Origin of the sequence: Pantoea sp. S61, from assembly GCF_016625145.1 — a bacterium.
GTDB classification, from domain to species: domain Bacteria; phylum Pseudomonadota; class Gammaproteobacteria; order Enterobacterales; family Enterobacteriaceae; genus Pantoea; species Pantoea rwandensis_B.
Genome location: NZ_JACVUO010000009.1, coordinates 173297 through 191809, shown reverse-complemented (window position 1 = coordinate 191809; position 18513 = coordinate 173297). Strand labels below are relative to the sequence as shown.

Annotated in this window: 19 protein-coding genes and 1 pseudogene; 14 read left to right on the top strand and 6 right to left on the bottom strand. The window is 53.8% G+C overall.

Annotated features, from left to right (window positions below; all coding sequences use genetic code 11):
* Positions 1–58 precede the first annotated feature (58 nt).
* Complete coding sequence (locus IAE30_RS17860; protein WP_200537181.1) at positions 59–508, top strand: DUF4385 domain-containing protein; 450 nt, start codon at positions 59–61, stop codon at positions 506–508.
* On the opposite strand, the gene rimO is transcribed toward IAE30_RS17860, so the two are convergent.
* On the bottom strand, positions 505–1830 hold the full coding sequence (gene rimO / locus IAE30_RS17855; protein ID WP_038647904.1) for a 30S ribosomal protein S12 methylthiotransferase RimO: 1326 nt from the start codon (positions 1828–1830) through the stop codon (positions 505–507). The genes IAE30_RS17860 and rimO overlap by 4 nt on opposite strands.
* A 330-nt stretch (positions 1831–2160) precedes the next feature.
* On the opposite strand from rimO, the gene IAE30_RS17850 reads away from it, so the two are divergent.
* The 3 genes from IAE30_RS17850 to IAE30_RS17840 all read left to right on the top strand — a co-directional run bounded on the left by IAE30_RS17850 (position 2161) and on the right by IAE30_RS17840 (position 4810).
* Positions 2161–2796, top strand: a complete 636-nt coding sequence (locus IAE30_RS17850; RefSeq protein ID WP_034820773.1) for a carbonic anhydrase — start codon at positions 2161–2163, stop codon at positions 2794–2796.
* Between the two features lie 118 nt (positions 2797–2914).
* Entirely contained in the window at positions 2915–3571 is a 657-nt protein-coding gene (locus IAE30_RS17845) for a DUF3313 domain-containing protein (RefSeq protein WP_200537182.1), read from the top strand.
* Positions 3572–3676: 105 nt separating this feature from the next.
* Positions 3677–4810, top strand: coding sequence for a PQQ-dependent sugar dehydrogenase (locus IAE30_RS17840; RefSeq protein ID WP_200680507.1), 1134 nt, complete (start codon positions 3677–3679; stop codon positions 4808–4810).
* A gap of 1 nt (position 4811) precedes the next feature.
* Here the strand turns inward: IAE30_RS17840 and IAE30_RS17835 are convergent, their stop codons facing one another.
* On the bottom strand, positions 4812–5468 hold the full coding sequence (locus IAE30_RS17835; RefSeq protein ID WP_038647898.1) for an HAD family phosphatase: 657 nt from the start codon (positions 5466–5468) through the stop codon (positions 4812–4814).
* A gap of 276 nt (positions 5469–5744) precedes the next feature.
* Here IAE30_RS17835 and IAE30_RS17830 point away from each other — a divergent pair, with 276 nt between their 5' ends.
* Positions 5745–6950 carry a serine hydrolase gene (locus tag IAE30_RS17830; protein ID WP_200680505.1) on the top strand — a complete coding sequence of 402 codons (1206 nt, stop codon included), beginning with the start codon at positions 5745–5747 and terminating at the stop codon, positions 6948–6950.
* 37 nt (positions 6951–6987) lie between these two features.
* Here IAE30_RS17830 and ybjG read toward each other — a convergent pair whose 3' ends face one another.
* The 3 genes from ybjG to IAE30_RS17815 all read right to left on the bottom strand — a co-directional run bounded on the left by ybjG (position 6988) and on the right by IAE30_RS17815 (position 10226).
* Complete coding sequence (gene ybjG / locus IAE30_RS17825; RefSeq protein WP_200680504.1) at positions 6988–7593, bottom strand: undecaprenyl-diphosphate phosphatase; 606 nt, start codon at positions 7591–7593, stop codon at positions 6988–6990.
* Positions 7574–8335 carry a phosphatase PAP2 family protein gene (locus tag IAE30_RS17820; protein WP_038647894.1) on the bottom strand — a complete coding sequence of 254 codons (762 nt, stop codon included), beginning with the start codon at positions 8333–8335 and terminating at the stop codon, positions 7574–7576. Before IAE30_RS17820 ends, ybjG begins: the two co-directional genes overlap by 20 nt.
* Before the next feature lie 202 nt (positions 8336–8537).
* The gene (locus tag IAE30_RS17815; protein ID WP_038647892.1) at positions 8538–10226 is read right to left on the bottom strand and encodes an aspartate:alanine antiporter; all 1689 of its coding nucleotides are present in this window, start codon (positions 10224–10226) and stop codon (positions 8538–8540) included.
* A gap of 249 nt (positions 10227–10475) precedes the next feature.
* Between IAE30_RS17815 and ybjM the strand changes: the two are divergent.
* A pseudogene (gene ybjM / locus IAE30_RS30430) lies at positions 10476–10853 on the top strand (inner membrane protein YbjM).
* Between the two features lie 33 nt (positions 10854–10886).
* Here the strand turns inward: ybjM and IAE30_RS17805 are convergent.
* Complete coding sequence (locus tag IAE30_RS17805) at positions 10887–11150, bottom strand: GrxA family glutaredoxin (RefSeq protein ID WP_034820748.1); 264 nt, start codon at positions 11148–11150, stop codon at positions 10887–10889.
* 261 nt (positions 11151–11411) lie between these two features.
* On the opposite strand from IAE30_RS17805, the gene IAE30_RS17800 reads away from it, so the two are divergent.
* The 8 genes from IAE30_RS17800 to potI all read left to right on the top strand — a co-directional run bounded on the left by IAE30_RS17800 (position 11412) and on the right by potI (position 18428).
* Positions 11412–11663 (top strand): DUF1418 family protein, encoded by a 252-nt coding sequence (locus IAE30_RS17800; protein WP_200537186.1) that lies wholly within the window; start codon positions 11412–11414, stop codon positions 11661–11663.
* Between the two features lie 12 nt (positions 11664–11675).
* A complete protein-coding gene (nfsA, locus tag IAE30_RS17795) occupies positions 11676–12398 on the top strand; it encodes an oxygen-insensitive NADPH nitroreductase (protein WP_038647886.1) in 723 nt (240 codons plus the stop codon).
* A gap of 17 nt (positions 12399–12415) precedes the next feature.
* Positions 12416–13318, top strand: a complete 903-nt coding sequence (gene rimK, locus IAE30_RS17790; protein WP_200680503.1) for a 30S ribosomal protein S6--L-glutamate ligase — start codon at positions 12416–12418, stop codon at positions 13316–13318.
* 86 nt (positions 13319–13404) lie between these two features.
* Positions 13405–13884: a YbjN domain-containing protein gene (locus IAE30_RS17785; protein WP_038647881.1), complete on the top strand. Its 480-nt coding sequence runs from the start codon at positions 13405–13407 to the stop codon at positions 13882–13884.
* Positions 13885–14257: 373 nt separating this feature from the next.
* On the top strand, positions 14258–15367 hold the full coding sequence (gene potF / locus IAE30_RS17780; RefSeq protein WP_038647879.1) for a spermidine/putrescine ABC transporter substrate-binding protein PotF: 1110 nt from the start codon (positions 14258–14260) through the stop codon (positions 15365–15367).
* Positions 15368–15486: 119 nt separating this feature from the next.
* Positions 15487–16620, top strand: a complete 1134-nt coding sequence (gene potG / locus IAE30_RS17775; RefSeq protein WP_156102820.1) for a putrescine ABC transporter ATP-binding subunit PotG — start codon at positions 15487–15489, stop codon at positions 16618–16620.
* Positions 16621–16629: 9 nt separating this feature from the next.
* Positions 16630–17586: a putrescine ABC transporter permease PotH gene (potH, locus tag IAE30_RS17770; RefSeq protein WP_200680502.1), complete on the top strand. Its 957-nt coding sequence runs from the start codon at positions 16630–16632 to the stop codon at positions 17584–17586.
* Positions 17583–18428: a putrescine ABC transporter permease PotI gene (gene potI / locus IAE30_RS17765; protein WP_038647875.1), complete on the top strand. Its 846-nt coding sequence runs from the start codon at positions 17583–17585 to the stop codon at positions 18426–18428. Before potH ends, potI begins: the two co-directional genes overlap by 4 nt.
* Positions 18429–18513: the final 85 nt, after the last annotated feature.

The window sequence follows — 18513 nt, the reverse complement described above, 5'->3', positions numbered from 1 at the left end:
CTTAAGAGCCGCAAAAAAATAATTGCAATAAGTGATAATGTCGTGCAGGAGAAATGCAGTGAAACCCTTTGATTACGAACAAGACTTTAAGAATATCGATTTCCGACAGCGGCCAGACCTTTATCAGGTTGGGCGCGGTGAGCAGGGGGTGTTAATGGTGGAGCCTTACAAGAGCGAAATTCTGCCGTTCTGGCGCTTCCGTACCGTGGAACTGGCTCAGGAATCTTCCGTTCAGATCATGCAGTTGTTTGAGGAGTATCGTGCACAGGACGACTTTGTCGGCATGGATATGGCGCGAAAATTTATTCAGATGGGCTATACCCGCGCGCGCCGATATAGCAATCACAAAGGCGGACGCAAATATGATGCGGATGGCAATGAGTTGCCGCGCACCACAGAAAAAGAAAAGGCCGCAGCAGCGGCCATCTTCAAATCATGCTGGGATCGGCTGAGAGCGGACACCGATTATCTGGCGCGCAAACGTGCGCACCAGCAGAAGCACGGTTAAACGCGCGTACCCCATAAATCGTACTCATCGGCGTGTTCAACTTTGACACGCACCACATCACCGACTTTCACCTGACGATCGCCATTCAGATACACTGCACCGTCGATCTCAGGTGCATCGGCCATGCTGCGACCCACCGCGCCTTCTTCATCCACTTCATCGATGATCACCAACACTTCACGGCCGATTTTCTCCTGCAAACGTTCGCTGGAGATTTTCTGCTGCAGTTGCATGAAGCGATCGAAACGTTCCTGCTTCACGTCGTCTGGCACCTGATCGGGTAGCTGGTTGGCCGTCGCGCCTTCAACCGGGCTGTACTGGAAGCAGCCAACGCGATCCAGACGCGCTTCTTTCAGGAAGTCGAGCAGCATCTGGAAATCTTCTTCGGTTTCGCCGGGGAAGCCGACGATAAAGGTCGAACGCAGCGTCAGTTCCGGGCAAATTTCGCGCCAGCGTTTGATGCGCTCCAGCGTGCGTTCAACCGCGCCTGGACGCTTCATCAACTTCAGGATGCGTGGGCTGGCGTGCTGCAGCGGAATATCAAGGTACGGAAGAATTTTCCCTTCGGCCATTAACGGAATCACGTCATCCACATGCGGGTAAGGGTAGACATAGTGAAGACGCACCCACACGCCGAGTTTCGCCAGTTGTTCGCACAAGCTGACCATGCTGGTTTTCACCGGGGATCCGTTCCAGAAACCGGTGCGGTGTTTCACATCCACGCCGTAAGCCGAGGTATCCTGTGAGATCACCAGCAGCTCTTTGACGCCGGCTTCCACCAGACGCTTGGCTTCGTCGAGCACCGAACCAATCGGGCGGCTGTCGAGATCGCCACGCATAGAAGGAATGATGCAGAAAGTGCAACGGTGGTTACAGCCTTCGGAAATTTTCAGGTAAGCGTAGTGGCGCGGCGTCAGCTTCACGCCTTGCTCTGGCACTAAGCTCAGGAATGGGTTGTGTTCCGGCTTTGGCACGTAAGTGTGAACGTGCGACAGCACTTGCTCGTAGCTGTGCGGGCCGGTGATTTCCAGTACCTTAGGATGCACTTCGCGGATCTGATCCACTTTGGCACCCAGGCAACCGGTGACGATCACTTTGCCATTCTCGTTCAGCGCTTCACCGATGGCTTCCAGTGATTCCTGTACGGCGCTATCAATAAATCCACAGGTGTTAACGATGACGATCTCCGCATCATCGTAGCGTGGCACCACATCGTAGCCTTCAGTACGCAGTTCCGTCAGGATGCGTTCTGAGTCGACGAGGTTTTTTGGGCAGCCGAGTGAGACGAAGCCTACGCGCGGCGGATTTTTGACATGGCTCATAAGGATAATAATTCATCATAATTAGTGTGGATAGGCGGGGGATTGTACAGAGGTTGCGAGGGAAAATGTATAGGTGATGTAAGAATCTCCTTAACAGCGTAATGGGCGTTTCCCGCTATGCTTAATGGAGCCGTTATCCGTTCAAATCATCGCCGATAAGGCTGGTGGCTGCGAACCGTTAACGGTGATCCGAGTTGTGTAAACCCGCCTGTTTTGCTTAAATGTTCGGTTGGTGATTGTAAGTTATTCACCGCACTGAAGAATTTGAACGCGTGCTGACGGTGCCGATCGTATCGCCAGCGCAGATGCGGATAAAGTGAGAGCAGACAAATGCAAGAGATCGTTAAAGGTTTTCTGAATTTCCAACAGAATGTGTTCCCTGAAAGGAAGGATCTTTTCAAAAGTCTGGCGTCAAACCAGAATCCCAAAGCCCTGTTTATCTCCTGCTCAGACAGCCGTCTGGTGCCTGAATTAGTCACCCAATCCGAGCCAGGCCAGCTGTTCGTGATCCGTAACGCCGGTAATATTGTGCCGCCGTTTGGTCCCGAACCGGGTGGTGTGTCCGCCACGATTGAGTACGCGGTAGTTGCGCTGGGCGTGACTGAAATCATTATTTGCGGTCACTCCAACTGTGGCGCCATGAACGCCATCGCATCCAATGCGGATTTGGAAAGCATGCCCGCAGTTGATCACTGGTTGCACTACGCCAATGCAGCGAAAGCTGTGGTGGAAGAGCGTAACTATGAAGCGGTGGAAACCCGTCTCAATGAAATGGTCAAAGAGAACGTGATTGCTCAGCTGAACAATATCAAAACACACCCTTCGGTAGCGGTGGCGCTGCGTAAAGGCAAAGTGCGTCTGCATGGGTGGGTTTATGATATTGAGAGCGGCGGCATTATTGCCCTGACCAAAGGCGGCGAAAGTTTCATTTCGTTGTCTGAGAATCCAGAAACCTGCTTCGAGTAATTCCTCTAACCACCTGCAATGCAGGTGGTTTCTTCTCTCAATCTGTGAAAATTTCCCGCTAAAGCGCAGCGTGCGCTCTACACTTGAGAAGCGATATACCTCTTATAAGGGCCTTCTCATGCGATTTCGTCTTTATATTCCTGCTTTGACACTGGCATTTCTGGCCGTAGGTTGTACCTCTCATGTCGCGGATAAACAGCAGTTTTCCGGCTTTCTCGGCGATTACAGCCAGTTAAAATCTGAACAGTCACCGAGCGGTAAACCGACATTGCGCTGGATCTCGCCGGATTATCACAGCGCGGATTACACCAACGTGGTGTTCGAACCCGTGGTTTACTATCCCGCCGCGCGACCGACTGAACGCATCAGCCAGCAAACATTGGATGAAATCCGTCAGTACACCGATAGCCAGTTAAAACGCGCGGTCGCAGAACGTAAACCGGTGGTGGGCAAGCCTGGTGCACATACGCTTAGGGTGAAAAGCGCCATCACCGCCGTAACGGCAGAAAACGAAGGAGTGCAGTTCTATGAAGTGGTGCCGATTGCGGCGGTGGTCGCCAGCACCATGGCGGCAACCGGGCATCGCACCCAGAACAGTGCGCTATTCCTGGAAGTAGAAGCGGTCGATGCACAGACGGGTAAGCCGCTGATTAAAGTGGTGCGCAAAGCCTTCGGTAAGTCACTGCCTAACAACAGCGCGCCGATTACGCTCAACGATGTGCGCCCAGGCATCGATGAGATGGTTCGAGATGTCGTGGCATTTTCTGCCCCTTGATCCAATCGCCCGACATTTTGTCGGGCTTAATGTTTTGTAAATCCTGCACATCCTTTCTTACTGGCTGACTACCCTTAACGGCAGACCGTGATAAAGGAGAATCCCATGCGTTTACTGCCTGTCGCGCTGCTGCTTGGCGCATTGAGCTACGCCCACTCGACTCTGGCTGCTGATGTCCAGGTTCAGGTATTGCAGGATAAACTCGACCATCCTTGGTCGGTGGCTTTCCTTCCCGACAATCAAACGCTGCTGATCACCGAACGCGTCGGGCAACTGCGCAGTTGGCAGCCGGGGAAGGGATTGTCGCAGCCCATCAGCGGTGTGCCAAACGTGTGGGCAAACCGCCAGGGCGGCTTACTGGATGTGGTATTGGCACCGGATTTCGCCCAGAGTCGCCGCGTGTGGCTCAGTTACACCACGGCTGATGCGCAGGGGCGAGCGGGTGGTGTCGTCGGCTATGGCCGTCTCAGTGAAGATAATCGTCAGTTGAGTGACTTTAAGGTGGTACTGGAACAGACACCGAAACTCTCCAGCGGCGCGAATATAGGAACCCGGCTGGCGTTTGATGCGCAGGGCTTTCTCTTTATCGCGTTTGGCGACAACTTTTCCAGCCTGAGCGCGCAACAGCTCGACAAGCTTTCAGGAAAAATCGTGCGCCTGACGCAGAACGGTGATGTCCCCGCGGATAATCCCTTTGTGCAACGTAAAGACGCGCGTGCAGAAATCTGGTCCTACGGCATGCGTAATCCGCAGGGATTAGCTTTCAATCCGTGGACGCAGCAAATGTGGGAAAGTGAACACGGCCCACGCGGCGGCGATGAAGTGAATATCCCGCAGAAAGGCAAAAATTACGGCTGGCCATTGGCCACTTACGGTATCGATTACAGCGGACAGAAAGTACCGGAAGCGCAGGGCACGCATGTTGCGGGAACAGAACAACCGCAGTTCTGGTGGAAAGTGTCACCGGCCATCAGCGGGATGGCGTTTTACAACAGCGCACGTTTCCCGCAGTGGAAAAATTCGCTGTTCATCGGCGCACTGAAGGAAAAAAGTCTGATTCGCTTACGGGTGAACGGTGAGAAAGTGGTGGAAGAGCAGCGATTGCTGGGGGATCGCGGCGAACGTATTCGCGATGTGCGCCAGGGACCGGATGGTTATCTCTATGTGCTCACCGATGAAGCCAACGGCAAGCTGCTAAAAGTCGGGCTGGCGGAACCCGCCAGCGCCGCGCGCGGATAACTTAACGCACCCAGTTACAGACTTCCCAACCGCGCTGCTGTGCTTGCTCCAGCAGCAGCGCATTAGGGTTGACCACCCAGGCGTGATCGGCGTGATTGAGCAGGGGTAAATCGTTCATGGAGTCGCTGTAAGCCCAGGTTTTTTCAAAGCGCTGATCCTGCTGCAAAGCCTTCCAGTCACTCAGACGGGTCACTTTCCCTTCACGATAGGTGGCGGTGCCGTAAATCTGGCCGCTGTAGCGCTCGTCCACCACTTCCACGCCAATCGCCAGCGCACCGTGCACGCCCAGACGTTGTGCAATCGGTACCGCCAGATGATCGCCACTGGCGGTGATGATCATCACGGTATCGCCGCGCTGCTGATGCCAGTTAATGCGTTCCCGCGCAGCGGGGAACACGCGTGGCAGGATATCGCGATGGATGAAACGCCGCACCCAACCCTCAACCGTCAGGGTCGCCATACCGGCGAGCGGGGAAAGCGTCGTGTTCATATACTCTTCAATTGACAGGGTGCCGGCATGGTATTTCTCCATCAAGGCTTGTTCCTGAGAGATGAGTGCTTCGGGGGCAAATCCCTGTGAGACCAGCCAGCGCAGCCACAGGCTGGTACTGTCTTCACAAATCAGGGTTTCGTCCAGATCGAAAACGGCTAAGTCCATCGTGGTTCTCCTCGGGCTGATTGGCATCAGGTTAGCGGAATTTTGTGACTGGCTTAACCGTTCTGCGAAAAATCGGAATTTCTCTCACTTTTTCCACTACGGCCGAACCGTAAAAGTGGCAGCGCAGCAGGGTTGATGCCAGGGTTACTCTAATAAACTCTATAAAACTTTACGGTTGGACGGTTTTGTTCGCAGGTGGTAAGCGTGTAGCTTTTATTAAGACATGTCTTACCTGCTAGAAAACCATGATTTAACAAGGACAATCTGGTCACGCTCATGAGAAAAAACTCCGTCATTTCTGCTTTGCGGCCGCTGGCTGCCACTTCATTATTAGTGCTTTTCCTTCCCGTCACCACTCAGGCTGAACAGGCGCCTGCAGCCCCTCAAATTGAGGCTAAAGCCTGGATTCTGATGGACTACAACAGCGGCAAGGTACTGGCTGAGTCCAATGCCGACCAGCGGTTAGATCCCGCCAGCCTGACCAAAATGATGACCAGCTATGTGGTCGGCCAGGCGCTGAAAGCCGGTAAGATCCATAACGATGACCTGGTGACTATCGGTCAGGATGCATGGGCAACCGGCAATCCAAAACTGCGCGGCTCCTCGCTAATGTTCCTCAAACCCGGTGACCGTATTCCGGTTTCTGAGCTCAATAAAGGCGTGGTGATTCAGTCAGGCAATGATGCCTGTATCGCGCTGGCCGATTATGTCGCCGGTAGCCAGGACTCGTTTATCGGCCTGATGAACAACTACGTTAAAGCGTTTGGACTACAAAATACCCACTTTATGACGGTGCACGGGCTGGATGCCGATGGGCAATACAGCACCGCGCGCGACATGGCGATCATCGGGCAGCGTCTGATTAGCGATGTGCCTGAAGAGTACGCGTTAAACAGCGAGAAAGAGTTCACTTTTAATCACATCAAGCAGATGAACCGTAACCGTCTGTTGTGGAGCAGTAATCTGAAAGTGGATGGAATTAAAACCGGACATACCTCGGGCGCGGGGAATAACCTGGTCGCGTCTGCGGTCGACGGAGACATGCGTTTGATCTCTGTGGTGCTGGGTACGCAAACCGATGCGATTCGCTTCCGTGAAAGTGAGAAGCTGCTTACCTGGGGTTTCCGTTTCTACGAAACCGTGACGCCGATAAAAAGCGACAAGCCTTTTGCCCAGCAGCGTGTGTGGTTTGGTGAACAGAGCCAGGTTAATCTCGGCGTGGCGAAAGATGCGGCGATCACCGTCCCGAAAGGGCAGATGAAAAACCTTAAGGCGAGTTTCACCCTGAATTCACCGCAGCTGGAGGCGCCGCTGGAGAAGAACCAGGTGGTGGGGACCATTGATTTCCAACTGGATGGCAAAACCGTGGATCAGCGCCCGCTGGTGGTGATGGAAGCGGTGCCGGAGGGCGGGTTTATGGGTCGTATCTGGGATTTCATTATGATGAAATTTAACGGCTTGTTTGGGAAGTGGTTTAGCTAGTCCTCTAACGGGCGGCCCGAGTGAGCCGCCCTTTACCTTATCCGCGTACCCACCCTTTTTTGATCGGCATAGCGAACAGAGCGCGATACAACTGGTGGGTGAATGTCAGCATGCGTTCGCCGTACAACTGCCACGCCATATGCGAGGCCAGACACGCCAGTAAGCCCACCAAAAATCCGCCCAGCATATCCATAGGCCAATGTACGCCAAGATAAACGCGTGACCAGGCAATCGCACTGCCCACGGCCAGCAGAATGACGCCAGACCACAGGCGATGCCAGAAGATGAACGCCAGTGCAAAAGTGAAGATGGTGGTGCCATGATCGCTGGGGTAAGAGTCATCGGCGGCGTGAGCGAGGAATTGGTGCCCTAAGCCAATGGCAAATGGACGCGGATGCGGCAACAGTTGGCCCACGCACCATGAAATGCTCAATGCATAAATCAGCGCCATACCGGTTTTCAGTACCAGCGCGCGTTGAGATTGCACTTGATCGCGCGGCCCCCAAAACCATAAGGCCACAATCAGCAGCGGGACAATGGCAATCACATCTTTGGCGATAAAGGTTGCCAGATTAATCAACCATGGCGGTGAGTCCGTCGTGGCATTGATCCATAGAAACAGTCTATGGTTGAGCGCTTCCATCACGTTTGCTTTTCCTCATCTTGTCTACCCAAAAAGAAACACCAGCAAAAATCAGCACCTGGCTCAGCCACACCCACCATCCCGACCACAGATTGTGAGAGAAGAAGTGGGCACCGCGCATCACCTGTCCGTATCCCATCAGTAAGCCCACGGTGATACCGAACAACAGCGCCAGCACGGCGCGGCGCGGACGCTCTGGCCACCACAGGAAGAACAGCGCCATCAGAGCAAAGCCGCTGGAAGCGTGACCGCCTGGGAAGCATTGCCCGGGACCGCTGTTGGCCGGAGTAGGGTCCAGCAGCACAAAACTGGCCGCTTTACCGCCAAACATCGCCAAATCCCATGGACAGGAGTGCGCGCTGTGCGCCTTCAGGATGCCCACCACTAGCGGCCCCATGCCAAACAGCAGGGCCACCAGCACGCGGCGACCATCACGCTTCTGCACACCTCGTAACAACATCAATACCGCACCGGCGATGATCACATCCTTGAACAAGCGATGATTGATCAGGTCCAGCCAGCGGTTGTGTTGCCACGGAAACGTCTGCGTCTGTGGGTCAAACCACAGCTGGCTGATGGCGATATCCAGGCTTTCGTGGCGCGACCACCACATAAACACCAGTGCCGAAATTGCCAGTAAAATAAAGTTGATAGCGTAAAAGCGACCAGACAAACAATAAATAGTCGGGCTCTTAATCTTATCGTGGGTTGTTGGAGTGTTTAACTTTGATGAAAGTTGCATGAATATTTAAAAATAGCGAAACCAGAGTGGCAGGGTCGCAATTTACGCTTAGGAGAACCTTAAGCGGCAGGAATTGCAGGCATAAAAAAACCCGCAAGTCAGTGACCGGCGGGCTCCACAATTTGGGGATTTCAAAGAAAAGCAGTGGCACTTATTCAGACTGCGGCCCAAATAGAAAGTTCTGAACGCGGTAAAAATATTTTTAAAAAGGCAAAAGCGGCCAAATTATCACAATAAGCGTGCCGGCCAGCGTCAGCAAAACGTTAGCAATCGCATAAGTTCCTGCATAGCCCAGTGCCGGAATGCTACTGCGCGCGGTATCGCTGATGATCTCCATCGCCGGGGCGCAGGTGCGCGCGCCCATGATGGCGCCAAACAGCAGCGCGCGGTTCATGCGTAACACGTAGGCACCAAACAGATAGCAAATCACCACTGGGATCAAACTCACCAGCAGGCCGCTGAGCAACATCAAAGCGCCTGCGCTGCCCAGACCATGTTGCAGGCCGCTACCGGCGCTCAAACCGACACCTGCCATAAACACCATCAAACCGAACTCCTTTACCATGGTCAGCGCACCCTGCGGGATGTAGCCGAAGGTCGGATGGTTCGCGCGCAGGAAACCGAGCATGATACCCGCGAACAGCAAACCGGCGGCGTTGCCGATGCCGAAGCTAAAGTTGCTGAACTGGAAGGTGATCATGCCGATCATCAACCCAATGATAAAGAAGGCGCAGAAGGCCAGCAGATCGGTCATTTGACTGTGAATGGCAATAAAGCCGATGCGATCTGCCAGGCTTTTCACTCGGCGCGCTTCACCACTGACCTGCAACACATCGCCCTTGTTGAGCATGATGCTGTCATCAATTGGCATCTCAATCTGGCTGCGAATCACCCGATTGAGGAAGCATCCATGATCGGTGAGTTTCAGATGGCTCAAACGTTTGTTCACCGCATTGTGGTTTTTCACCACAATCTCTTCGGTGACGATACGCATGTCGAGTAAATCGCGGTCGAACACCTCTTTGCCGTTACGGAAGCTGGCATCAAGGCGTGCGTGTGCATCGGGATAGCCCACCAGCGAAATTTCATCACCGAGTTGCAGCATCGCATCCCCATCCGGGCTGGCGAGAATACCGTTACGGCGCAGACGTTCAATGTAGCAGCCGGTCTGACGATGAATACCTAACTCGCGCAGGTTTTTGCCACCGCTCCATTCCACCAGTTCCGGGCCAACGCGATAGGCGCGGATGACCGGTAAGAACACTTTACGCTGGCTGTCGGCATCCAGTCCGCGCTCTCGCGCAATCTGCTGCGCGCAGGTCGGTAAGTCCTGATGTTGCAGACGGGGCAGATAGCGTGCACCAAAGATCAGGCTGACCAGACCGATTAAATAGGTGAGGGCGTAACCGAGGCTGAGGTTATCCTGCATCATGTTGAGCTGATGGCTGTCACTGATGCTTTGCCGCAGTGTGTCACCCGCGCCCACCAGCACCGGCGTGGAAGTCATGGAACCGGCCAGCATGCCCGCCGTCAGGCCGATATCCCAGCCGAACACTTTACCCAGCCCAAGCGCAATGAGCAGCGCACTGACCACCATCACAATGGCGAGGAAGAAGTAATTTTTACCGTCGCGGAAAAAGATCGAAAAAAAGTTAGGTCCGGCTTCAACACCGACACAAAAAATAAACAACATAAAGCCGAGGCTGAGTGCGTCGGTATTTATCGCAAAGTGCTGCTGGCCTAAAATCAATGAAACAACGAGGACACCAATGGAATTTCCTAGCTGTACCGAGCCCAGGCGTAATTTACCTAAGCACAGCCCCAGGGCTAAGACGACAAATAATAACAGAACGTCATTTCCGCTTAACAATTCTGCGACGTTAATGTTCACGGTTTAACTTCTTCTTTACCTGTAACAAGTTGATGAGAAGGCCTTTTTTCGCTATCTTGTGGCAGCCGTTAGCGTCCTTGCCGCCAGCAAGGTGCAGACCATTATTTAAAACGGCGTCATTCTAATCATAAATAACTTCCTCAGCTATCAGCAGTTTTTAATCCTTCTGCCAGCGGCTGTTTCTTTTTATTTCCACTTGTGCGCATCAGGGCAGTAAACGTTTCAATATTGTTAACAACAAAGTTGAGGATGGTTATGTTGCAGCGCAATAATCGCTGGCCAGCATCGGTTCTGGGTATGATGCTTTATACGCTGGTGTTTATTTTTGCACACCATTTTTGGGCCGTTGCCGCTGAACAAGCTATGCGCGGACAGCCTGAATTATTGCTGTTTTTATTGCCGGGCATGTTAATGGCAGTGTTGCAGCCAGATAGCCCCCTGGTCAGTACACTGTGAGTCGCCGTGGTGGGCACGCTATTGGGTATGGCCTGGATGTGGCTCACCGTCACGCAGATGCACAGTTGGCTGCTGATTGTTGCATGGAGTTTAAGTGCGCTGTTTTGGGCTGGATGCGGGGCGTTACTGATCCGCCTGATGCGGATTATGCTGGCGATGCGTGCCGAATAGCACGATCAAAAACGGGCCCGCAGGCCCGCTTGATTAGGCTTCAACACCCAGATTTTCTTTGGTCCAGGCCGCAAATTCGGTGTAACCACCGATGTGCTGGTCATCAAGGAAAATCTGCGGCACGGTGGTCACCGGTTTGCCGGCACGTGCTTCCAGGTCGGCCTTGGTGATGCCGGTCGCCTGAATATCGACGTACTGATAGTTGAAATCATCGCGCTCGCTGGTCAGCTTGGTGGCTAACTCTTTCGCACGTACGCAGTATGGGCAGCTTGAACGGCCAAAAATCACTGCAATCATTGCTTCTCTCCTTCCGCTGCTGTTTTGTGACCAGTTTCACATTACAGCGTGAATAATGGCTAACATCATGCCCGCCCATCCTGCTTAAGCAAAGAAGAAAATGCCTGTTACTCTAATGACCGCAATCTATGTCCATCATACTTCACTCTGCAGATGTGTTTGGCTCCAGTTAAGCGGCTGGTGATAGCCACGCCTTGCTGCAGAGCGAATTATTCGGGTCTAAAATGCGACTGACCTATTGAGCAACTGAGGAAATCACCCATGCGTAATCTGGCCACGTTGCCTAAACCGGTTTTGTTGCTGGAAGTGATTGGCGTACTCGCGGTGACGGGGGCGCTGTTGCTGGTCAATGACTGGATTAGCGCGCCGGATTTTATGGCGAAAAAGTCGCTGGCCACGCTGCTGTTTTTCCTTGGCATTGCGCTGATGTTGCCAGCCGCCTGGCTGATGATGTGGCGTACCGCGCAAGCGATGGCACCGCAGTTGTTCAATCACAACCACAAGAAGAAGTAACCGGAGAGGATTATGACGCCGACCATCGATTTACTGTGCAGCCACCGTTCCATTCGCGCCTTTACCGAGCAGGGCATTGATGATGCCCAGCGCAGCGCGATCATTGCTGCAGCACAAGCGGCCTCGACCTCCAGCTTTTTGCAGTGTTCCTCAATTATTCGCATTACCGACCAGGAAAAGCGTCAACAGCTGGTGCAACTCACCGGCGGGCAACCGTGGGTGAGTGCCGCCGCTGAATTTTGGGTGTTTTGTGCCGACTTTAATCGTCATCAGCAGATCTGCCCGGATGCCCATCTTGGGCGTGCCGAACAGTTGCTGTTGGGCTGTGTGGATACGGCATTGATGGCACAAAACGCCATGGTCGCAGCGGAATCGCTGGGATTGGGTGGGGTGTTTATTGGTGGCATCCGTAATAGCATCGCGCAAGTCACAGATTTGCTGGAACTGCCGAAATTCGTGCTGCCACTGTTTGGTTTCTGCATCGGTCATCCCGCTTCTGCCCCAGACGTGAAACCCCGCATGCCAGCGGCGATGCTGGTGCATGAAAATCGCTATCAACCTGTCGATAAAAGCGTGCTGGCCCAGTACGATAACCAAATCACGGCTTATTACCAGCAGCGTGACAGCAACCAGCGTTCGGAAACCTGGAGCGAACTGATTCAACGCCTGATCATTAAAGAAACGCGTCCGTTTATGCTGGATTATCTGCATCAACAGGGCTGGGCAACGCGCTAAGCACAAGGAACTCTGCTATGAAGATGGCCATTCTCACGCGTGATGGAACGCTGTATTCGTGTAAGCGCCTGCGCGACGCCGCGGAAGAGCGTGGTCATCAGGTGCAGATGATCGATCCACTCTCCTGCTACATGAACATCAATTCCGATTCTCCCGCGGTGCATTATCGTGGCGAACCGCTGGGCCATTTTGATGCCGTTATCCCGCGCATTGGCACGGCGACCACCTTTTACGGCACGGCGGTGTTGCGCCAGCTCGAGATGTTGGGCAGCTATCCGCTGAATGAATCGGTGGCCATCACCCGGGCGCGTGACAAATTGCGATCGTTGCAGCTGCTGGCGCGTGAAGGCATTGATATGCCGATCACCGGGTTCGCTTCTTCGCCTGACGATACTCAGGATGTGATCGCCATGGTGGGGGGTGCGCCGCTGGTGGTGAAATTAGTGGAGGGCACGCAGGGGATTGGCGTGGTGCTGGCTGAAACGCGGCAGGCGGCGGAGAGCGTGATTGATGCATTTCGTGGCCTAAACGCCCACATTCTGGTGCAAGAGTTTATCAAAGAGGCACAGGGGCGAGATATTCGCTGCCTGGTGATTGGCAATGAAGTGGTGGCGTCGATTGAGCGTGAAGCGAAAGAGGGGGATTTCCGCTCGAATCTTCATCGTGGCGGTAAAGCGCACGCGGTGACCATCACCGAAAAAGAGCGCGAAATCGCCGTGAAAGCCGCGTCCACGCTCGGGCTGGAAATCGCAGGGGTGGATATTTTACGCGCCAATCGCGGCCCGCTGGTGATGGAGGTGAATGCCTCGCCAGGGCTTGAGGGCATTGAAGGCACCACTGGCCTCGACATCGCTTCAATGATGATTCACTGGGTAGAAGCGCATGCCTGCCCCGGCTATCGTCTTAAAACCGGGGGCTAGGCGCGCTTTTACGTGGTTTTCGTGGCATCAGAGGGACTTTTTCCGTAAGCTAAGGCGCTTATTTCTTCACCCCACAGGACATAACGATGGATTCACTGGTCGTTCCTGACATCGACATCCTGCGTCGTTGGCTGGATCAACAAAATATCACCTGGTTCGAATGCGATGCCTGTCAGGCACTGCACCTGCCGCATATGCAGAATTTTGACGGGGTGTTTGATGCAAAAATCGACCTGGTGGACAACGTCATCCTTTTCTCGGCCCTCGCGGAAGTGAAACCCACAGCACTTATTCCTTTGGTCGGCGATTTATCGCAGATCAATGCCAGTTCGCTTACGGTGAAGGCCTTTATCGATATTCAGGATGACAATCTGCCTAAGCTGATTGTCTGCCAGTCGATCAGTACCACTGCCGGATTAACCTTTGGTCAGTTCTCGCACTTTATGAAGCAAAGTGAAGAGGGCGTTTCCATGGTGATTATGGAAGCCTTTGCCAATAATTTGCTGATGATGGGCGAAGAAGAGGAGCGACAACCCAGCTCCAGCAGCCACGCGATGCTGCACTGAGTTCCCCGCCTCGCTAACTGCCGCTTTTTGCGGCAGTTTTCATTTTAGCCCTACCACTTTTTATTCTGCATTTTGCCCTTTATTGCCAGATATTAGTCGTGCTTTATGCCGCTAGTGCCAAACCCCATAGCAGAAATATGCATAAAATATCGCAAAAAGGCGTTTTTTACGCTGAGCTCTGGCACGCGTGAAGCAGGGGGGCTATTCTTGCGGGGCTGCTTGAGACATGCAACCTCAGCACAACTATAGGTTTTTGCTATTAAACTCCCGCTGAATATTGATTCATTGTGTGTCTGTGATTAAACAGAAAAAACGCAACGTCAGGATCGCGTGTATGCAGCGTTGTGATGACCCCCTCAGGAGGAAGTAAAACATGATCAACCAACGTAAAAAATGGTTGCCAGGTGTGGTTGCAGGTGTGCTGATGGCGACGGCCGTTAGTGCTCAGGCAGAGGATAAAACGCTGCACGTCTATAACTGGTCCGATTATATTTCGGCCGACACCGTGCCGAATTTTGAAAAGCAGACCGGCATCAAAGTGGTCTACGACGTCTTCGATTCCAACGAAGTGCTGGAAGGTAAACTGATGGCCGGTTCAACCGGTTACGACGTCGTCGTGCCTTCTTCCAGCTTCCTCGCACGTCAGCTGCAATCCGGTGTGTTCCAGGAGCTGGATAAGAGCAAACTGCCAAACTACAAAAACCTCGATCCTGATTTGATGGCAAAAGTCGCGCAGCACGATCCGGGTAACAAATATGCGATTCCGTATCTGTGGGGTACCACTGGCATCGGTTACAACGTCGATAAAGTGAAAGCCGCATTGGGCACTGATGCGCCCGTCAACAGCTGGGATTTGGTGCTGAAGCCAGAAAACCTGGAAAAACTGAAAAGCTGTGGTGTTTCCTTCCTCGATGCACCGGAAGAGATTTTCGCCACCGTACTGAATTATCTCGGCAAAGATCCGAACAGCTCTGACGCGAAAGATTACACCGGCGCCGCCACGGATCTGTTGCTGAAGCTGCGTCCTAATATCCGTTACTTCCATTCGTCTCAGTACATTAACGACCTGGCTAATGGCAACATCTGCGTGGCGATCGGCTGGTCGGGCGATATCCTGCAGGCGAAAGATCGTGCAGTCAAAGCCAACAACGGCGTGCACCTGGGTTACAGCGTGCCGAAAGAGGGCGCTCTGGCCTTCTTCGACATGATGGCGATTCCGAAAGACGCGAAAAACCTCGATGCAGCCTATCAGTGGCTGAACTACATCATGGATCCAAAAGTGATCGCGGATGTCTCTAACAAGATGAACTACGCCAACGGCAACAAGGCGTCACTGCCATTGATCAATGCGGATGTGCGCAACAATCCGGGCATCTTCCCAACGCCGGATGCGATGGCCAAGCTGTTTGTGCTCAAAGTCCAGGATCCGAAACTGGATCGTGCGCGCACCCGTGCATGGACTAAAGTAAAAAGTGGTAAGTAATTCGTTCTAAACGGATTCATGACCTGTAGACGACAACAGAGGCGCGGTGATGGCCTCTGTTGTGCCATTTTAGCGGCTGGCTGTGCCGCGCTACACCGCTTAGCGCCGGAGAAATGTTAGTGAACGACGCGATTCCCCGCCCCCCAAATAAAACGGCTAAGGCGTTAACGCCGCTGCTGGAAATTCGCAACCTGACCAAATCTTTTGACGGCCAGCACGCCGTGGATGATGTCAGCCTGACCATTTATAAAGGTGAAATTTTTGCCCTGCTGGGTGCTTCCGGCTGCGGTAAATCGACCTTACTGCGCATGCTGGCAGGCTTTGAGCCACCGACCAGCGGGCAGATTGTGCTGGATGGGCAAGACCTGTCGCACGTTCCACCTTACCAGCGACCGATCAACATGATGTTCCAGTCTTACGCACTGTTCCCGCACATGACGGTGGAACAGAACATCGCCTTTGGACTGAAGCAGGATAAATTGCCGAAAGGCGAAATCAGCAGCCGCGTAGCAGAAATGCTGACGCTGGTGCACATGCAAGAGTTTGCGAAACGTAAGCCGCACCAGCTCTCTGGCGGCCAGCGCCAGCGTGTGGCGCTGGCGCGTAGCCTGGCTAAACGCCCCAAACTGCTGCTGCTGGATGAACCGATGGGCGCGCTGGATAAGAAACTGCGCGACCGCATGCAGCACGAAGTGGTGGATATTCTTGAACGCGTTGGCGCGACCTGCGTAATGGTCACGCACGACCAGGAAGAAGCGATGACTATGGCCGGTCGTATCGCGATCATGAACCGTGGCAAATTTGTGCAGATTGGTGAGCCGGAAGAGATCTATGAGCATCCTACCAGCCGTTACAGCGCCGAATTTATCGGTTCAGTTAACGTGTTTGATGGCCTGCTGCGTGAGCGCACGGAAGAGGGCGTGGTGATCGATGCGCCGGGCCTGGTGCATCCGCTTAAAGTGCAGACCGATGTCTCCATCATCGATAACGTGCCCGTGCATGTCGCTTTACGTCCGGAAAAAGTGATGCTGTGCGAAGAGGTGCCGGCGGATGGCTGCAACTTTGCCGTGGGTGAAGTGGTGCATATCGCTTATCTCGGAGACCTGTCGATTTATCACGTTCGCCTGCGTAGCGGTCAGATGATCAGCGCGCAGCTGCAGAATGCACATCGCTACCGCAAAGGTGCGCCAACATGGGGTGATGAAGTTCGCCTGTGCTGGGACGCCGACAGCTGTGTGGTTCTGACGGTTTAAGGAGGCGTAATGAGCCAGATTTCTCAACGCAGCGAGCCGGAAGTGGTGGGTACACCGCTGCAGCGCTGGGGCACGCGTATTAAAATGCTGCATGGCCGCAAGCTGGTGATCGCCTTTCCTTATCTTTGGCTGATCCTGCTGTTTTTGCTGCCGTTCCTGATCGTGCTGAAGATCAGTTTCGCCGATATTGCGCGTGCCATTCCGCCTTACACCGATCTGGTGACCTGGGCCGATGACCAACTCAATCTGGTGCTGAATCTCGGTAACTACATCACACTGACGGACGATCCGCTGTATGCCGAAGCCTATCTGACTTCACTCAAGGTGGCGGCGATTTCTACCGTGATCTGTCTGCTGATCGGATATCCGCTGGCGTGGGCGGTGGCGCACAGTAAGCCTTCGATGCGCACCATTCTGCTGTTGCTGGTCATCTTGCCTTCCTGGACTTCGTTCCTGGTGCGCGTATACGCGTGGATGGGCTTGCTGAACAACAACGGTATTCTTAACCGCTTCCTGATGTGGTTGGGGGTTATCGATCATCCACTGGTGATTCTTTACACCAATACCGCGGTGTATATCGGTATCGTTTACTGCTATCTGCCGTTTATGGTGCTGCCCATCTATACCGCGTTAACCCGTATCGACTACTCGCTGGTCGAGGCCTCGCTGGATCTGGGGGCGCGTCCGCTGAAAACCTTCTTCAGCGTGATTGTGCCGCTGACCAAAGGCGGCATTATTGCCGGTTCGATGCTGGTGTTTATCCCGGCGGTAGGGGAGTACGTGATCCCGGAACTGCTGGGAGGGCCGGACAGCATCATGATTGGCCGTATCCTGTGGCAGGAGTTCTTTAACAACCGTGACTGGCCGGTGGCTTCGGCGCTGGCGGTGATCATCCTGTTAATTTTGATTCTGCCGATCATCTGGTTCCACAAGCATCAAAATCGTGAGTTAGGAGAGAAGGAATGAATCAGTTACCGACCATTCGCTCTCCGTGGCGTACGGCGATTTTAGCCGCATGCTTCCTGTTCCTGTACGCGCCGATGCTGCTGCTGGTGGTTTACTCCTTCAACAGCTCGCAGCTGGTCACCGTGTGGGAGAGCTTCTCATTCCACTGGTACAAAGTGCTGTTCCAGGACGATGCGATGCTGGATGCCGTTGGCCTCAGCCTGACCATTGCGGCGCTCTCCGCTACCATGGCGGTGGTGTTGGGCACCATGGCGGCGGTGATCATCGTGCGTTTCGGCCGTTTCCGTGGGCATAGCGGTTTTGCGTTTATGCTCACCGCGCCGCTGGTGATGCCAGATGTGATCACCGGGTTGTCACTGCTGCTGCTGTTTGTGGCGATGGGCAATACCTTCGGCTGGCCGAGCGATCGTGGCATGCTCACCATCTGGCTGGCGCACGTCACCTTCTGTACTGCTTACGTGGCGGTGGTGATCAACTCCCGCCTGCGCGAGCTGGATCGCTCCATCGAAGAAGCGGCAATGGATCTCGGGGCGACGCCGCTGAAAGTGTTCTTCGTGATAACCGTGCCAATGATTGCTCCGGCAATTGTCACCGGTTGGCTGCTGGCCTTTACGCTGTCACTGGATGATCTGGTGATTGCCAGCTTCGTCACCGGGCCGGGCGCCACGACGCTGCCGATGGCGATCTTTGCTACTGTTCGACGCGGCGTCAATCCAGAGATCAATGCGTTAGCCTCATTGATTTTGTTTGTCGTCGGCCTGGTCGGTTTCATCGCCTGGCGCTTTATGGCGCACGAAGAAAAGCAACGTTTACGCGATATTCAGAAAGCCAGACGTGGCTGAAACCCGTAACATTTGCCAATATAATAACGGGCCGGTTTATCCTTCATACTTCACGTTGTAGGGGCGTTGGCTACGTGTGTTCACC

What these genes read in the sequence shown, in the direction of transcription:
- rimO (WP_038647904.1), bottom strand. Translation starts at nt 1,830, where the DNA reads ATGAGCCATGTCAAAAATCCGCCGCGCGTAGGCTTCGTCTCACTCGGC.
- IAE30_RS17850 (WP_034820773.1), top strand. Translation starts at nt 2,161, where the DNA reads ATGCAAGAGATCGTTAAAGGTTTTCTGAATTTCCAACAGAATGTGTTC.
- IAE30_RS17845 (WP_200537182.1), top strand. Translation starts at nt 2,915, where the DNA reads ATGCGATTTCGTCTTTATATTCCTGCTTTGACACTGGCATTTCTGGCC.
- IAE30_RS17840 (WP_200680507.1), top strand. Translation starts at nt 3,677, where the DNA reads ATGCGTTTACTGCCTGTCGCGCTGCTGCTTGGCGCATTGAGCTACGCC.
- IAE30_RS17835 (WP_038647898.1), bottom strand. Translation starts at nt 5,468, where the DNA reads ATGGACTTAGCCGTTTTCGATCTGGACGAAACCCTGATTTGTGAAGAC.
- IAE30_RS17830 (WP_200680505.1), top strand. Translation starts at nt 5,745, where the DNA reads ATGAGAAAAAACTCCGTCATTTCTGCTTTGCGGCCGCTGGCTGCCACT.
- ybjG (WP_200680504.1), bottom strand. Translation starts at nt 7,593, where the DNA reads ATGGAAGCGCTCAACCATAGACTGTTTCTATGGATCAATGCCACGACG.
- IAE30_RS17820 (WP_038647894.1), bottom strand. Translation starts at nt 8,335, where the DNA reads ATGCAACTTTCATCAAAGTTAAACACTCCAACAACCCACGATAAGATT.
- IAE30_RS17805 (WP_034820748.1), bottom strand. Translation starts at nt 11,150, where the DNA reads ATGATTGCAGTGATTTTTGGCCGTTCAAGCTGCCCATACTGCGTACGT.
- IAE30_RS17800 (WP_200537186.1), top strand. Translation starts at nt 11,412, where the DNA reads ATGCGTAATCTGGCCACGTTGCCTAAACCGGTTTTGTTGCTGGAAGTG.
- nfsA (WP_038647886.1), top strand. Translation starts at nt 11,676, where the DNA reads ATGACGCCGACCATCGATTTACTGTGCAGCCACCGTTCCATTCGCGCC.
- rimK (WP_200680503.1), top strand. Translation starts at nt 12,416, where the DNA reads ATGAAGATGGCCATTCTCACGCGTGATGGAACGCTGTATTCGTGTAAG.
- IAE30_RS17785 (WP_038647881.1), top strand. Translation starts at nt 13,405, where the DNA reads ATGGATTCACTGGTCGTTCCTGACATCGACATCCTGCGTCGTTGGCTG.
- potF (WP_038647879.1), top strand. Translation starts at nt 14,258, where the DNA reads ATGATCAACCAACGTAAAAAATGGTTGCCAGGTGTGGTTGCAGGTGTG.
- potH (WP_200680502.1), top strand. Translation starts at nt 16,630, where the DNA reads ATGAGCCAGATTTCTCAACGCAGCGAGCCGGAAGTGGTGGGTACACCG.
- potI (WP_038647875.1), top strand. Translation starts at nt 17,583, where the DNA reads ATGAATCAGTTACCGACCATTCGCTCTCCGTGGCGTACGGCGATTTTA.